Source organism: Microbacterium sp. CH12i (assembly GCF_000685355.1).
Lineage (GTDB): Bacteria > Actinomycetota > Actinomycetes > Actinomycetales > Microbacteriaceae > Microbacterium.
Genome location: NZ_JHET01000003.1, coordinates 365,652 through 380,652 on the forward strand (window position 1 = coordinate 365,652; position 15,001 = coordinate 380,652).

Genomic DNA, 15,001 nt, shown 5'->3' on the forward strand with positions numbered 1-15,001 from the left:
TTTAGATCGGCACGCGCGTCTGCTGGATCACGGAGGCGAGCACGGCATCCGCGGACACGCCTTCCATCTCCGCATCCGGGCGCAACTGCAGACGGTGGCGCCACACCGGCACGAGCATGGTCTGCACGTGGTCAGGCGTTACCGCGCTTGAACCGTTCAGCCAGGCCCAGGCCTTCGCCGCAGCGAGCAACCCGGTCGAGGCGCGCGGGCTCGCCCCGAGCAGCACGGACGGCGAATCACGAGTAGCGCGGGCCAGGTCAACGACATAGCCGAGCACTTCGTCGGTCACCTCGACTCGGGCCGCGGCATCCTGCGCGGCGCGGATCTCTTCGGCCGTCACCGTCGCTTCGACGCCCGTGAGCTCGCGGGGTGAGAAGCCGCTTGCGTGCAGACGCAACACGGTGACCTCGGCGTCGCGCTCCGGCATCCCCACGACGAGCTTCATGAGGAAGCGGTCCAGCTGCGCCTCCGGCAGCGAGTAGGTGCCTTCGTGTTCGATGGGGTTCTGCGTCGCCGCGACCAGGAACGGGTCGGGCAGATCCCGACTGACGCCGTCGGCAGAGACCTGACGCTCTTCCATCGCTTCCAGGAGCGCCGCCTGCGTCTTCGGAGGCGTGCGGTTGATCTCATCAGCCAGCAGGATGTTGGTGAATACCGGGCCCTGACGGAACTCGAACTCGCCGGTACGCGCGTCGTAGACGAGCGATCCGGTCACATCTCCCGGCATCAGGTCGGGCGTGAACTGCACACGTTTCGTGTCGAGGCCGAGCGCGCGGGCGAACGAGCGCACGACCAGCGTCTTGGCAACCCCGGGCACGCCCTCAAGCAGCACGTGCCCTCGGGAAAGCAGGCACACCAGAAGCCCGGTGACGGTGCCGGCCTGCCCGATGACGGCCTTGTCGACCTCAGTGCGCACCCGGTGCATCGCCTGTCGCAGTTGTGCCTCGTCAAATGGAGCTTCGTCCGGTGGGGCCTCATTGAACGCAGGCGGTGGGGCAGTGTCGGTCATGGATTCTTCCTTTCCACGTGTACGGCGGTCTCGACCGCCGCTTCGAGTTCAGCGAGTCTGCGTGCGGTGTCAATCAGGTCGGAGTCTGTCGCAGGCAGTGCACCTGCGAGCAGTTCGTGGAGCGATCCGCGTTGGATGCGCAAGCGGTCGGCGGCCGCATCGGCGATGTCAGCGGGCGTTGACCGCGCGGCAAGTCCGAGGCGCTTTGCCAGACGACGCAGCGTGCCGTCGCGCAGTGCCTCGGCGGCGTGCGCAGCGTCGGCGGCCTTCGCGGTGAGCCGTGCGCGACCGTGCATAGTTTCGGATGCTCGCACGGTCACCGGCAACGTCTCGGAGACGAGCGGGCCGAAGCGCTGTCCGCGTGCGATGCCTGCAACGATCCCCGCCAAAAGCAGCAGCAGGATCGCGGGAGTCACCCACGGCGGCGTCAGCGTCGCGAGGGTGTCGGGGCTCTGCGCTTCGAGGTCGCTGTCCTCGAAGGAGGGGACGTACCAGACGACGTGATCGCTCTGACCGAGCAGCGCGAGGCCGAGCGCTGCGTTTCCGTTTTCAGCGAGGTGCTCGTTGCTGAACAGTGTGTCGCCGTCGACGAGCACCGTGCGGTTGTCCCCGCGATCGTCGATCAGCACGCCCGCTCCGCTGCCCGCGTCGTCTGGGTAGCACCCGGTGACGCCGTCTGCCGGTGTGAAGAATCGGTCGGGCCGCACCGTGCCGACGTTCGCGAGCTCGGGCAGGTTGCACCTCGCCGTGAGCGCCTCATCGGCCGCGGCAGGTGCATTTTCGCCGAGGTCGAGCACTCTCAGGAGGCGACTCGCACTGGACACGAAGACGGTGTGACTTGCCGGTTTGATCAGCTGCTCGACGGCCTCGTCGGACAGCGTGAAGGGATCAGCCATCACGAGGGTGGTGTCGGCGCTGATCGCAGACACCGCAGCCGCACGCGTGCGGACGACGGTAACGTCGACGCCCTGATCGCGAAGCAGCTCGGCCAGGGCGAGCGAGCCCGAATCCTTGGCACTCTCCGGGTCGAGCGAACCACGTGAGCCAGGTGCGCTCGTGCCGATGCTGCCGACGAAAAGCGCGAACACGATGACGAGCACGGCGATCGACAGCCAACCCAGCATCGAGCGCAGTCGTCCCGGTTGGCGATAGGCAGTGCTGGGTGCGTCGATGGATGCCGCGGCATCCGTCTGTGCGGTGGACATCACGCCGGCACCACGTCCCGTTCTGCGGTATGCGAAAGAGGGGGTGCAGGAAGCGCACGGGCAAGCCGGTCGTCGGTCGCAGCGAGCGCCAGATAGCTCGCTTCGGATGCCGGATGCCGGAGGTAGCGCACGTCGTCGAAAGACCCGGCGGCGGCGGTCAGCTCGACGCTGTCTGTACCGAGCGCGCGGGCGGACTCACGGGCGATCGCTTGAGCGGTTGCGCCGGGTGCGGGGTCGATGATGTCGCGTTCGAGCAGACTGCGCGCGAGTGCACGGAAGCGGAGGACGGTTGCGGTATCCCAGTCACCCTCGCGCGCACTGCGCTCGGCATCCGCGCGTAGCTGAGCGGCCGTGCGGTCATCGTTCGCGCCGAGCAGGCCTGTGCTACGCCGCTTCACTCGCTGTGACATCCGGGGCTTTCCCCAGAGGATCAGCACGGTAATCAGCGCCGCCACGATCACGACGGTGACGATGATGAGCGCGGTGCTGCCTGCTTGGCGGCCAGCGTCTGGCGAGAACAGATTGCTGATGAAATCCGCAACGTCCTCGGCCAGATAGTCGAACCACGTGGGCTTCGCATCGGCGTAGCGCTGGTTGCTGAGTTCTTCCTCCGCCCAGCGTCGCGCCTCGTCACCGTCGGGAGCGAGAGGATCGGCTCCAAAGAAAATCATGCAGCGCCCGACCCGGGCGGCGGCGGCGGGGTGTACGGCTGCTGCTGAGGTGGGGACTGGTATTGCTGGGGTGGGGACTGGTACTGCTGGGGTGGGTACTGGTACTGCTGGGGCGGATACGGCTGGGGTCCCCATCCGACCGGAGCGCTGGCATAGTCAGGTATTGGCTTCGGTGGCGGAGTGCTGCTCACAGCTGTGGCGGGATCGACAGCGAAGGGATCGCCGAGCTGATCCTCGCTTTCGCCAAGGTCGCGACGCTCCAGATAATTGATGAGGCTGTGATCGAGACCCTCATACCGCATCCGGCAGTCCAGGTAGATGAAGGCGGCGGCGGCGCATTGCACCACGATGGCGACGGCCTGCAGAACATAGACCAGCAATTGTGGTGCGATAGCCGTGATCACGTAGATCGCGATCGCCGATGTGTCATTGGGGCCGGAAGGCGCGATCACAGAGCCGAAGAGGGAACCCAACAGCGACAGCGGCATGCTCACCACACCCACGGCCGTGCTCATGATCAGGCTCACGAGGAACATGACGCCGAAGGCCACCCAGAATCGTCCGCGAGTGAGTCTCCACGAGCGCACAAGCGCCGCTCGGATGCCGGCGTGCTCAAGCACCAGGACGGACGGCACCAGCATGAGTTTCGTGCTGAGCCACACCCACAGCGGGATCATGCCGAGCACGAGCAATATGCCGATAACCACGGTGATGGCGACGCCCTCACCGGAGCCGCCGACGCCGGCCATGACGCCGAGTGCGACGATGCCGCCGATGACAGCCATCAGCACGATGGCAGCCAGAGCCTGCAGCACGCTCCAACCAACCAACCGCCAGAATGCTGGCTTCATGAGCCGCCAGAGGCGCCCGAGCGAGGCCTTCTCTCCGAGCGCGGCGCAGCCGATGTCGGCCGCCACCACGCCCTGCATGACTGCCGTGAACGCCAGACTCACGAAGCTCATCGCGAGCACGACCAGAGCGTTGATCGCGATCGAGCCCCACAGCACAGGGTAGAAATCCGGGTTGCTGGGGGAGAGCGACTCCATACGTGTGAACGTCGCGAAGACGACAGCGCCAACAACGACGACGGTGATCACCGCGACGACGAGTTGAATGACGATCGCGAACCCGAATAGCACCTTGGGGTTGTGGCGAAGAGCCGCGAACGGCTTCCCCAGAAGTGCGCCGAACGTCAGCGGGTGCAAGGGGATGAGTCCTGGTTTAAGGGCGGGCGTCCAACCCAATGCACTATTCGAACCCTGTGCGTTCCAACCCTGTGCGCTCACAGTGCTCCCTCCGTCGATGCGTAACCATCGTGTCACATCCCTCACTTCTCGCGCCGGAGCGTCTCGGAGCGCTACCGTGATCAAAACGTTGTCATGAAGTACGCTGAGAAAAGTTGCGTCCACCCGCCGCCCGCGAAGGGGCGCACATGCGTAGAAAGATGAGGCTGGGACCAGATGACCTCACGGATTCTCGTGGTCGACGATGACACCGCGCTCGCCGAGATGATCGGGATCGTGTTGCGCACCGAGGGCTTCGAGCCGGTGTTCTGTGCAGATGGAGCGAAGGCAGTAGAAGCATGGCGCGAACAGCGCCCCGACCTCGTGCTGCTTGACCTCATGCTGCCGGGGATGGACGGGATTGAGATTTGTACGCGCATTCGCGCTGAATCCGGCATCCCGATCATCATGCTCACCGCACGCAGCGACACTGCTGACGTCGTGCGAGGGCTTGAAGTCGGTGCGGATGACTACATGGTCAAGCCGTTCAATCCGAAAGAACTCGTCGCGCGCATTCGCACGCGGCTGCGCCCGATCACATCGGAGAACAGCGAAGTGCTGCGCATCGGCGACCTCGTCGTAGACGTTGATGCCCACGAGGTGCGACGCGGCACGACACCGATCCCGCTCACTCCGCTCGAGTTCCAACTACTCGTCGCTCTCGCAGCCAAACCGCAGCAGGTCTTTTCTCGAGAGATGCTGCTGGAGCAGGTATGGGGCTACCACTACAAGGCAGACACCCGACTGGTCAACGTGCACGTCCAGAGGCTCCGCGCCAAAGTCGAACTCGATCCCGATGCGCCGAAGATCGTCATGACGGTCCGTGGTGTCGGCTACCGGGCCGGAAGCGTTGGCTAGGAGCCCCGGGTTGACCGCGGCGAGCCCGACTCCCACCACGGTCGCGCTCTGGCGTGACTGGCGGGGGTGGCCGGAGACTCTAGCGAACCTGTGGCGGCGATCATTGCGATTTCGCACGATCACGATAACGCTGGTTCTGACCTCTCTTGCCATCTTTATCACCAGCCTGACGATGGCACTTGTGATCCAAAACAACCTGTTCGAATCGCGCCGTGACGAGGTGCTCTACGACGCGCTGAGCGCCGTAGACCAGGCACAGAAGACGCTCGATTCCGCGGAGGTGTCTGATGACCCGTCGGCGTTGCGTGCGCTGTGGGGCGATGTGCAGGATGCCATTCCGAGAGCTGCCTCATCGTCGTTGATCGCGGCGTTCCCGATCGACGAGCCACCAGTCGGCACCGGTGTGCGCGGGTTCACAACCGGGGGGCTCAGCGGAGATCTTCTCAGCGCCGGGCTTCGCGGCCGCGTTGTCGCGCTTCCTGACCGGCAGGCGTGGCAGTCTGTCGCACTCCCGATGGAAGACGGTTCGGTGTCTCCTGGGATCATCGTCGGTCAGCAGTTGATCGTCCCAGAGGTCGGCGCGTTCGAGGTCTACATCGCATACGATCTTGCCGATTCTGAGCGCACACTGCAGTTCGTGCAGAGCACTCTGTGGACTGCCGGGCTCATTCTCATCGCGATTATCGCGGGGATCTCCTGGATCGTGCTGCGGCTGGTGTCTAAGCCGATCATCGAGGCCGCAGAGACCAGCGCGCGCCTTGCCGCTGGTGACCTGGCGGTGCGTCTTCCCGTGCACGGCGAAGACGAGCTTGCAACACTTGCGCGATCCTTCAACGCCATGGCAGACAGCATCGAATCGCAGATCAAGGAGCTGGGTGAGCTTTCGCTTGTGCAGCAGCGTTTCGTCTCCGATGTGTCGCATGAATTGCGGACGCCGCTGACGACCATCCGTCTTGCCGCCGACATGCTCAATGATCAGCGCGAGCACTTCGATACGACAACGAATCGCACCACTGAGCTGCTGCACACCCAGGTGCAGCGATTCGAGACGCTGCTTTCCGACCTGCTCGAGATCAGCCGCTACGACGCCGGCTCCGTGCAGTTGGAGCTCGAGGCGACGAGTCTCACCGATCTTGCCGAAGACATCGTCGATCAGATGCGCCCGCTGGCAGATGGGCACGGCTCGGAGCTGCGGCTGGTCGCACCCGGGGGATATTCCCCGGTGGACATGGATCCGCGCCGGGTACGCCGGGTCTTGCGCAACCTCATCGGCAACGCCATCGAGCACGGTGAGGGTCGGCCCGTAGTGGTGACCGTCGACAGCAATCAGCACGCGGTCGCGGTCGGTGTACGCGACTTCGGGCTCGGTATGACTCCCACCCACGCCGAACGCGTATTCGATCGCTTTTGGCGCGCCGATCCGTCGCGCCAACGCACGATCGGCGGCACCGGTCTCGGGCTCTCGATCGCCCTGGGGGATGCCAGGCTGCACGGTGGCACACTCGCGGTGTGGTCTGAGCTCGCCGTCGGCACGAATTTCGTTCTTACCGTCCCACGGCATCCCGGAGAGCTCAATGGGTCCTCTCCGGTGCCGCTGGAACCGCAGGAGACGCTGGCCGACGTCAGCCGCGCTACGCAGCCGATCCAGCTCACCGAACTGCGGCAGCTCTATTTCACAGAATCGATTCCCCCCGGTGAGGAGGACCACTCATGAGTCGTAGTCGCCGAGGGCTTCTGATCGGGATAGTTGCGATGTGTGCGGCCGCGCTCACCGCCTGCGCCGGGCTGCCGACGTCTGGCGATGTGAAGGTGGGTCTGGCGTTGGATGACGTCGGTCTGCCGCCGGATATCAGCCAGATCGCCGCCGAACCACTGGATGGTGCCAGCCCCGCGGAGATCGTCGAGGGATTTCTGGATGCCGCCGTGACACCGAGCGACGGGTGGAAGATCGCTCGAGAGTTTCTGAGCCCTGACCTTGCTGCCACCTGGCGCCCAAGCGTCGGTGTGACGATAGATTCCGGCGCTGCCGCTCGAGTATTCACCAGCGCCATCGATGGCGAAGCGGATACCGCCAAAACCGGTGACGTGCGCGTGCGGCTGGACCAGATCGCTCGCGTCGATGAATTCGGCGCCTACACCGAGGTCTCGGGCGACGCCTCGGTGGCATCTTTCGAGGTCGCGCGTAACAGCGACGGAGAGTGGCGAATCACCGCGGCTGCCGACGGCATCGTCCTTGATGCCGAGGCCTTCACTCAGGTCTACCGACGGTATTCACTGCAGTACTACGACCAGAGCTGGACACACCTGGTGCCTGACGTGCGCTGGTATCCGCGACGCGTGCAGATCGCGACAACACTCACGCAGGCGCTACTGACCGGTGCACCCAGCGAGTGGTTGGCTCCTGCCGTGCGCAGCGCGTTCCCGAATGATGTTTCACTGGCCCGCGACGCTGTGCCGTTGAATTCAGAGAAGGTGGCCACAGTCGAACTCACCTCGACGGCGCTAGCACTCGATGCGACTCAGCTGGCGAGGATGCGAACGCAGCTTGAGGAGACTCTGCGTCTCGCGGGTGTGAGCCAGGTCCAGCTGACAGTCAATGGTCGCGACTTGAACGCGGGGAGAGCGACCGTGGAAGCCGCGAGCGCAGAGCCCGGAGCAGTGTTGTTGACCGAGACGGAGTTCGGTGCATATCTGGGCAACGAGATCACTCCGTACGATGCCATCTCGCCAGAAATCATCGATCTCGCGCCCACAGTGGTGGCGGTCGACATGGCGGCGGACGATTCACGCGCGGCCGTCCAACTCGACACCGGCGGTGTCTACACGGTCGCCGACGGTCGGGTCGATCAGCTGGATTCCCGCGCCGGTCTGATTAAGCCGTCTCTGGATCCCTTCGGATACACCTGGACAGTGCAGGCAGCGGCTCCTCAGGCACTGATCGCCTGGCAACCGGATGTGACTCCGCTCAATATTTCGAACGCCTTCCCCGATGCGTCAGCGATTTCGCAACTGCGCGTCGGGCCCGACGGCGTTCGCATCGCCGCCGTGGTCACTCTCGGCGGGCAGCACTGGATCGTGCTGGCCGCGATTATTCGGGATCAGAATCAAATTCCCGTTGAGCTCGGGCCTTTGCACCTGGTCGCGCAGCTGGATGGCGCAGGTCTAGGACTGTCCTGGATCGGTGTGGACCACCTCGGTGTCTTGGTCGATGCAGAGGACAGCCGCGAAGTGCTGAATCAAGACATCGGCGGGCCAGGGGTCATTGCCGCGGCCCCGGAAGGCGCGGTGTCGCTGTCGGGAGGCCGTACGGCGAGTGCCGTGCGCATTCTCAACGGTGACGGTGTGCTTTTCGCCCAACGCGGTACAACCTGGCAGATGGGCCGCACAGACGTGTTGGTGCTGGGAACACACGCAGGACGGTAGTCCTGCACCGGACTCACATTTGGTGAGCTTTCCGCCGATCGTGCGCCCCGTCGCCAGCGAGGGCGCACTCCAGATCAGAATCGGGTCATGTGGAACGGCATTCGATGGGCGGCTCTCGGCGACGAGCTCGCAGCCTTCCTCCTTTCCGGATGCTGCGCCGGATGTGACCTGCCTGGCACCTTGCTCTGCAAGCGCTGTGGCGAAGCGCTGAGCGCGGTGCCGGTGCGCCGAGAGACACCGTCAGGGATGACGGTGGTGGCCGCTCTGACCTACGAAGGCGTGCCAGCACGATGCATCCGCCGGTTGAAAGAGGAGGGAGAGACGATGCTTGCCCGCCCGCTGGGAGCCGCGCTCGGCACCGCAATTGGCGACTTCTGGACCGGCGAGAAGCAGCCGTTGGTTGTTCCTGTTCCGACCAGTCGTGCGGCATTCCGACGACGCGGATACCGGGTGCCGGATCTGCTGATCGGTCGTGCGGCGTTTCCGGTCTGTCGGGTGCTGACGATGGCGCGGACGACCGCCGATCAGCGCGGCCTTGATATCGCCGATCGAAAGAGCAATGTGTCACGAAGCATGCGCGCGCGACACGCCCGGGAAGGCTGCGAGGCAGTTCTTGTTGATGATGTCATCACCACCGGTGTCACGCTCGACGAGGCGGCGCGCGCGCTGAATGATGTGGGAATTCAAGTGCTGGGCGCGGTCACGCTCGCTGCGACTCCACGTCATCGGCCATTCTCGGTAAATGCATCATGAATGAATCGTGACATCCGAGGAAACGGGGACTACGGTGGGGGATCACAAGGCGACCACGGTCCGCCCTTGGCCGGGAGGACCGGGACAAGGAGGCAGCAATGGAAACTAGCATCGTTGGCGTTGGGGTAGGGATTACCGATCGCTTCCGAGACGTTGTCGAGGAGAAGCTCGCCAGGGTTCAACCGCTTGCTGCGAAGGCGCAGCGGCTGGACGTCAAGGTGACGCACCGCGCATATCGCGGCGGACGCGTTCCCGACGAGACAGTTGAGCTCACGCTTATCGGCAAGGGTCCCGTCGTTCGGGCCGAGGCCGTAGATGGCGACAAATTCGTCGCACTCGACCTCGCAGTAGACAAGCTCTCCGAGCAGTTGCGTCGCGCGAAGGAGAAGCGCGTCGACGGACGCCAGCATCCTCGCGGAGCACACTTCGAGAAGGGGAGCGGCGCCATCGAAGGGATCGACGTCGAGCCCGCCTCCGTCGAAATTCTGCAGGCCGTCGCAACCGGCACAGTTCCAGTCCAGAACGATGAGGAAGAGGTCTACTCGCCCGTCGTCATCCGCACCAAGAGCTTCGATGCGGAATGGATGTCAGTAGAAGAGGCGGTCGATCGTATGGAGCTCGTCGGCCACGACTTCTTCCTCTTCGTCGACGTCCGCACCGACCACCCCAGCGTCGTGTACCGCCGCAAGGGCTGGGACTACGGTGTGATCGCGCTCGAAACGCAGGCGCCGCCAGAGCAGGCGCTGGCGTCCTGACGTGAAAGTGGTCCGGCCCTTCGGGGCCGGGCCACTTTTCTGTGTGGTTGCCGCACCCCGCTGGTCGTGTCAGTCGAAGATGCCGTCCAGGATGCTGCCAATGACGAGCCCGCCCATGATGCCGCCCATGATGTCGCCACCGCCGCTGCCGCGGCGTCCGCCACCCCATCCGTCGCCGCCCCAGCCTTGCTGCTGAGGACGTGCGGAGTCGATGTCTCGCTGCGCAAGCTGCAGCGCTTCGGCTGCGAGCTGTGCGACGCGGCGGGCACCAGTCAGCGCCTGCTCTCTGGTCGCTTCTGCGGCAATGAGCTCTGGGATGTCGATGCGAAGGCGCTCTGCCTCCGCGAGGCGCGTACGGGCGTCTGCGCCGATCCAGCCGCGGTGCCCCGAGATGAGTCCGCGTGCCACGCCGAGCTGACGGTCGGCGTCATCGAGGGAGTGCTGCACCTGGGCGACGCTCGGCAACGGATGCTGAGCACGGTACTCGGCCTTCATGATCGCATCGTCAAGCGCGCTGTTCGCGGTGCGCAGCTGATTCAGCTCGGCGAAGGGGTCGCCCCGAACGCCCGAGGGTGTCAGCGCTTCGAGGGCCTTCTCTAGCTCGGTGGTAGCGCTGGTGACAGCGGGCACCTTCGGTGCGGTGCGCGCCGCGATGATGTCTCCTCGCGAATCTGCGACAACCTCGGCGAGTGTCGATTCGGCACGCAGCGCTTCGATCTCAAAATCTTCGACCGCGTCGAGGAGAGCACCGACACGACGAATCGCCTCGGTCGCAGTCTCGAGTGCGAGATTCGCTTCTTCGTTCTGACGGGCAGCACGACGACGCTCTGAGACATCGGCACCGTGCACCGCGAACGAGATGAGCTGTTCGGCTTCGTCGGCGGATGCCGAGATCTGGTGCATCGCCGAGTCGGCATAGCGTGCGGCGAGCCGTTCAATTGCTGCGCGGGTCTGGGGGAGCTGGGCGCTCAGCGCCTCGGCATCCGTCCGCACCTTCGCGATGACCTGCGGCGCCTGGCGGACGCGCGCAACCGACTCGGCAAGGCTGGCGGTCTTCTCATCGAGCAGGTCTTCCGCCCACTCGCACAGCTGCACGATCCGGGCGTTGCGAGTGCGCAGCTCTTCGTCGGTGTCGGGGATCTCGTCGTGGTTGAGCTGATGCAACTGGAAGGCCTCGCGAAGATGCGTGCGCACGGCATCGAGAGCGGTCTTCAGATCTTTGGTAAGCGATACACCCAACTCTGCTTCGGCGAACGAGAGCTCGTCGGTAGCAGTGCGGATCCGCTCATCTGCTGCGACAAGCGATGTTTCAGCCTGGCGGGCGAGGCTGGCGTCCTGTACTGCTCGCTCTTCTTGTTCGCGCTTGCGCTTACCCCAGAATCCGGCCATGAACCGATCCTACTTTCTCGTGCTGATCATCGGGCTGAGCATCCGCCCCTTTCGCCGGGCGGCCGCGCTTGGGCCGTTCAGTGGCGAGTTCGAGAGCCATCGCATGACGAGGATGCGAGGCGAGACGCTGTTCGGTGTGCTCTAACCAGTGGAGCTCGGCTTCGGCGGCGAAGATCATCGAGTCGAGGACCAGGGAGCGGGCAAGCGCTTCCGGTGTCTGGATCGAGTCGTCGGGAGAGGCATCTTTGAGAGCCTGCAGTTGACGTCGCGATTCATCACGCTGGGTCTGGATCACGGCTGCCACATCAACTCCGGGAAGTGTGGCTGCGACGGCCAGCTTGATCGCGACCTCATCGCGTGTTCCGCTGACCCGGTGCACGGGAGAGGTTAGCCAGGCGGCTGCGGCGATCGAGCCGGCATCCGTAATTTGCCAATAGACGTGCCCCTGCTGATCAGCGGCGCCGCGCGCCACCAGTCCGTCACGTTCGAGACGCTCGAGGGTGTTGTAGATCTGACCGACGTTCAGCGGCCATGTCGACCCGGTACGTCGGTCAAACTCATGGCGCAGCTGATATCCGTAGCACGGCCCCTGATCGAGGATGGCAAGCAGACTCTGACGAACGGACACGGCGACCTCCTGAAGTGCTTTCCCAGCATATGCATACTCGGAAACTCCCACGAAGCGAGCGTATGGAGGCGACGCGCAGGTCACGGGCCGGTAACATAGCGAGGTATGCCCGGCACCGAAGCCCGATCTGGGTGGCTGGGAAATAACCCACAACAGGGAGATGACTTAAGTGGCGAATCCTCTTGAGAAGCTGCTGCGCGCAGGTGAAGGCCGCATCCTTCGCCGTCTGAATCAGGTCGTAAAGGCCGTCAACGCGCTCGAGGAGGACTTCGAGAAGCTCACTGATGAAGAGCTTGCGAACGAAACCATTGAGCTGCGTGCGCGGTTTGAAAAAGGCGAGACGCTCGACCAACTGATGCCAGAGGCATTCGCCGCCGTTCGCGCAGCAGCCAAGCGCACGCTAGGCATGCGCGCATACGACGTGCAGCTGATGGGCGGCGCGGCATTGCATTTCGGCAACATCGCCGAGATGAAGACCGGTGAGGGCAAGACCCTCGTGGCAACGTTCCCCGCATACCTCAATGCCATCGCAGGCAAGGGCGTGCACGTCATCACGGTCAACGACTTCCTGGCGTCGTATCAGGCTGAGCTCATGGGCCGCGTGTTCCGTGCACTCGGCATGACCACCGGAATCATCGTCTCCGGGCAGACCCCGGCGGTGCGGCGCGAACAATATGGCGCCGACATCACTTACGGAACGAACAATGAGTTCGGCTTCGACTACCTTCGCGACAACATGGCTTGGCGCGAAGAAGACCTCGTACAGCGGGAGCACTTCTATGCGATCGTCGACGAGGTTGACTCCATCCTCATCGATGAGGCGCGCACACCGCTGATCATCTCCGGTCCGTCGTCGGGCGAAGCCAACCGCTGGTTCACTGAGTTCGCGAAGATCGCACGCACTCTTGAGCCCGAGGTCGACTACGAGGTCGACGAGAAGAAGCGCACCATCGGTGTGCTTGAGCCCGGCATCGAAAAGGTCGAAGATTACCTCGGTATCGACAACCTCTACGAGTCGGTCAACACCCCGCTGATCTCGTTCCTCAACAACTCGATCAAGGCGCTCGCGCTGTTCAAGAAGAACACCGACTACGTCGTCATGAACGACGAGGTCATGATCGTCGATGAGCACACCGGCCGAATTCTGGTCGGACGCCGATACAACGAAGGCATCCACCAGGCCATCGAGGCCAAAGAAGCAGTGCCGGTCAAAGCTGAGAACCAGACTCTCGCCACGGTCACCCTGCAGAACTACTTCCGTCTCTACGAAAAGCTCGCCGGCATGACCGGTACGGCCGAGACCGAGGCCGCTGAGTTCATGTCGACCTACAAGCTCGGCGTTGTGCAGATCCCCACGAACAAGCCGATGATCCGCAAGGACAAGGCCGACCTCGTCTACAAGAACGAGACTGTGAAGTTCGAGCAGGTCGTGGAAGACATCGCTAAGCGCCACGAATCCGGACAGCCTGTTCTCGTTGGAACGGTCAGCGTCGAAAAGAGCGAGTACCTCTCGCGTCTGCTCGCGAAGAAGGGCGTCAAGCACGAGGTCCTCAACGCGAAGAACCACGCGCGTGAGGCGGAGATCGTCGCGCGTGCAGGGCGTCTTGGCGCTGTCACCGTTGCCACCAACATGGCCGGTCGAGGCACCGACATCATGCTCGGTGGGAACGCCGAATTCCTCGCAGTGCAAGAGCTGAAGTCCAAGGGGCTTGACCCGGCAGAGACTCCAGAAGAGTACGAGTTGGCCTGGGACGAGTCGTACGAGGCCATGAAGGCTGTCGTCGCCGAAGAGAGCACCAAGGTCATCGAAGCCGGTGGGCTCTACGTCCTCGGCACCGAGCGCCACGAGTCTCGCCGTATCGACAACCAGCTGCGTGGTCGATCCGGACGTCAGGGCGACCCGGGAGAGAGTCGCTTCTACCTCAGCCTCACCGACGACCTGATGCGTCTGTTCCAGTCGGGTGCGGCCGAAGCGATCCTCGCGCGGACAAACTTCCCGGACGACGTGCCGATCGAGTCTGGTCTGGTGTCCCGCGCCATCCGCAGTGCGCAGTCACAGGTTGAGTCGCGAAACGCCGAGATGCGCAAGAACGTCCTCAAGTACGACGATGTTCTGAACCGTCAGCGGGAAGCGATTTACGCCGACCGCCGTCACATTCTGCAGGGTGATGACATCGCTGACCGCGTGCAGCATTTCATCGAGGATGCCATCACCGACGTTGTCGCTGATCACACCGGCTCTGGGCACAACGAGAGCTGGGACTTCGACGCACTCTGGACCGAGCTGAAGACGCTGTACCCGGTGGGTGTCACGATCGACGAGGTCGTTGCCGAAGCAGGCGGACGCAAGGGCGGGATCGACGCTGACGGGCTGAGTCGTGAGTTGCTCTCCGATGCGAAGATCGCCTACGAGACCCGCGAAGAGGCACTCGGCGAAACCGCGACTCGTGAGTTGGAGCGCCGCGTGGTGCTGCAGGTGCTCGACCGTCGCTGGCGTGACCACCTCTACGAGATGGACTATCTGAAGGACGGCATTGGTCTTCGTGCCATGGCGCAGCGCGATCCGCTGATCGAGTATCAGCGTGAGGGTTTCGCGATGTTCCAGTCGATGATGGGTCAGATCAAGGAAGAGTCGGTCGGCTACCTCTACAACCTCGAGGTCGAGGTGCGCCGGGCAGGTGACTCCGAGGTTACTGAAGTCGAAGCCAAGGGACTCGCCAGCGGTGCAGGCGACCAGCGCTTGGAGTACTCCGCTCCGAACGACTCTGGCGATGTTGAAGTGCGCAACGATCGAGGCCAGGTACAGCAGTCGGCGACCGATCGTCTTCAGGCTGCAGCCGCAGCTGCCGCGGCATCAGAGCCTGAAGCGCCTGCTGCGCCTGTTTCGCCACAGGGCGGGGGAGCGCGGGGCGCGTTCGGTCAGCGTACCGACGGTGCCACTGGCGGAGCGCAGCCGCCGCAGAACCGCGAGGAGCGACGGGCCGCAGGCAAGAAGAAGAAAAAGTGACAGCGGTCTGAGGCGATCCG

12 protein-coding genes are annotated in these 15,001 nt (G+C 63.9%); 6 read left to right on the forward strand and 6 right to left on the reverse strand.

The window, feature by feature from the left end:
* Position 1 precedes the first annotated feature (1 nt).
* Genes DC31_RS04850 through DC31_RS18395 form a run of 4 tightly spaced genes read right to left on the reverse strand, consistent with a single transcriptional unit; the run spans position 2 to position 4,171 of the window.
* Positions 2-1,009, reverse strand: a complete 1,008-nt coding sequence (locus DC31_RS04850; RefSeq protein WP_081813719.1) for an AAA family ATPase — start codon at positions 1,007-1,009, stop codon at positions 2-4.
* Positions 1,006-2,214 carry a DUF4350 domain-containing protein gene (locus DC31_RS04855; RefSeq protein ID WP_051606416.1) on the reverse strand — a complete coding sequence of 403 codons (1,209 nt, stop codon included), beginning with the start codon at positions 2,212-2,214 and terminating at the stop codon, positions 1,006-1,008. The genes DC31_RS04850 and DC31_RS04855 overlap by 4 nt, the downstream gene beginning before the upstream one ends.
* On the reverse strand, positions 2,214-2,885 hold the full coding sequence (locus DC31_RS04860; RefSeq protein ID WP_036277502.1) for a DUF4129 domain-containing protein: 672 nt from the start codon (positions 2,883-2,885) through the stop codon (positions 2,214-2,216). Before DC31_RS04860 ends, DC31_RS04855 begins: the two co-directional genes overlap by 1 nt.
* Complete coding sequence (locus tag DC31_RS18395) at positions 2,882-4,171, reverse strand: hypothetical protein (RefSeq protein ID WP_160173203.1); 1,290 nt, start codon at positions 4,169-4,171, stop codon at positions 2,882-2,884. Before DC31_RS18395 ends, DC31_RS04860 begins: the two co-directional genes overlap by 4 nt.
* 174 nt (positions 4,172-4,345) lie before the next feature.
* Between DC31_RS18395 and mtrA the strand changes: the two genes are divergently transcribed.
* The 5 genes from mtrA (at position 4,346) to hpf (ending at position 9,957) form a co-directional block, all read left to right on the forward strand.
* Positions 4,346-5,026 (forward strand): MtrAB system response regulator MtrA, encoded by a 681-nt coding sequence (mtrA, locus tag DC31_RS04870; protein ID WP_036277505.1) that lies wholly within the window; start codon positions 4,346-4,348, stop codon positions 5,024-5,026.
* Between the two features lie 10 nt (positions 5,027-5,036).
* Positions 5,037-6,740 (forward strand): MtrAB system histidine kinase MtrB, encoded by a 1,704-nt coding sequence (gene mtrB, locus DC31_RS04875; RefSeq protein WP_051606418.1) that lies wholly within the window; start codon positions 5,037-5,039, stop codon positions 6,738-6,740.
* Positions 6,737-8,449 carry an LpqB family beta-propeller domain-containing protein gene (locus tag DC31_RS04880; RefSeq protein ID WP_036277508.1) on the forward strand — a complete coding sequence of 571 codons (1,713 nt, stop codon included), beginning with the start codon at positions 6,737-6,739 and terminating at the stop codon, positions 8,447-8,449. Before mtrB ends, DC31_RS04880 begins: the two co-directional genes overlap by 4 nt.
* Before the next feature lie 87 nt (positions 8,450-8,536).
* Complete coding sequence (locus tag DC31_RS04885) at positions 8,537-9,202, forward strand: ComF family protein (RefSeq protein WP_036277510.1); 666 nt, start codon at positions 8,537-8,539, stop codon at positions 9,200-9,202.
* Between the two features lie 98 nt (positions 9,203-9,300).
* Positions 9,301-9,957 carry a ribosome hibernation-promoting factor, HPF/YfiA family gene (hpf, locus tag DC31_RS04890; RefSeq protein ID WP_036277513.1) on the forward strand — a complete coding sequence of 219 codons (657 nt, stop codon included), beginning with the start codon at positions 9,301-9,303 and terminating at the stop codon, positions 9,955-9,957.
* A gap of 69 nt (positions 9,958-10,026) precedes the next feature.
* Here the strand turns inward: hpf and DC31_RS04895 are convergent, their stop codons facing one another.
* On the reverse strand, positions 10,027-11,346 hold the full coding sequence (locus tag DC31_RS04895) for a hypothetical protein (protein ID WP_036277515.1): 1,320 nt from the start codon (positions 11,344-11,346) through the stop codon (positions 10,027-10,029).
* Positions 11,327-11,974 carry a PadR family transcriptional regulator gene (locus DC31_RS04900; protein WP_051606419.1) on the reverse strand — a complete coding sequence of 216 codons (648 nt, stop codon included), beginning with the start codon at positions 11,972-11,974 and terminating at the stop codon, positions 11,327-11,329. Before DC31_RS04900 ends, DC31_RS04895 begins: the two co-directional genes overlap by 20 nt.
* A gap of 169 nt (positions 11,975-12,143) precedes the next feature.
* Between DC31_RS04900 and secA the strand changes: the two genes are divergently transcribed.
* Positions 12,144-14,981 carry a preprotein translocase subunit SecA gene (secA, locus tag DC31_RS04905; RefSeq protein ID WP_036277518.1) on the forward strand — a complete coding sequence of 946 codons (2,838 nt, stop codon included), beginning with the start codon at positions 12,144-12,146 and terminating at the stop codon, positions 14,979-14,981.
* Positions 14,982-15,001: the final 20 nt, after the last annotated feature.

Bases quoted from the DNA above. Each gene is read 5' to 3' on its own strand.
- DC31_RS04850 (WP_081813719.1), bottom strand. From the start codon at position 1,009: ATGACCGACACTGCCCCACCGCCTGCGTTCAATGAGGCCCCACCGGAC.
- DC31_RS04855 (WP_051606416.1), bottom strand. From the start codon at position 2,214: ATGTCCACCGCACAGACGGATGCCGCGGCATCCATCGACGCACCCAGC.
- DC31_RS04860 (WP_036277502.1), bottom strand. From the start codon at position 2,885: ATGATTTTCTTTGGAGCCGATCCTCTCGCTCCCGACGGTGACGAGGCG.
- mtrA (WP_036277505.1), top strand. From the start codon at position 4,346: ATGACCTCACGGATTCTCGTGGTCGACGATGACACCGCGCTCGCCGAG.
- DC31_RS04880 (WP_036277508.1), top strand. From the start codon at position 6,737: ATGAGTCGTAGTCGCCGAGGGCTTCTGATCGGGATAGTTGCGATGTGT.
- DC31_RS04885 (WP_036277510.1), top strand. From the start codon at position 8,537: ATGTGGAACGGCATTCGATGGGCGGCTCTCGGCGACGAGCTCGCAGCC.
- hpf (WP_036277513.1), top strand. From the start codon at position 9,301: ATGGAAACTAGCATCGTTGGCGTTGGGGTAGGGATTACCGATCGCTTC.
- DC31_RS04895 (WP_036277515.1), bottom strand. From the start codon at position 11,346: ATGGCCGGATTCTGGGGTAAGCGCAAGCGCGAACAAGAAGAGCGAGCA.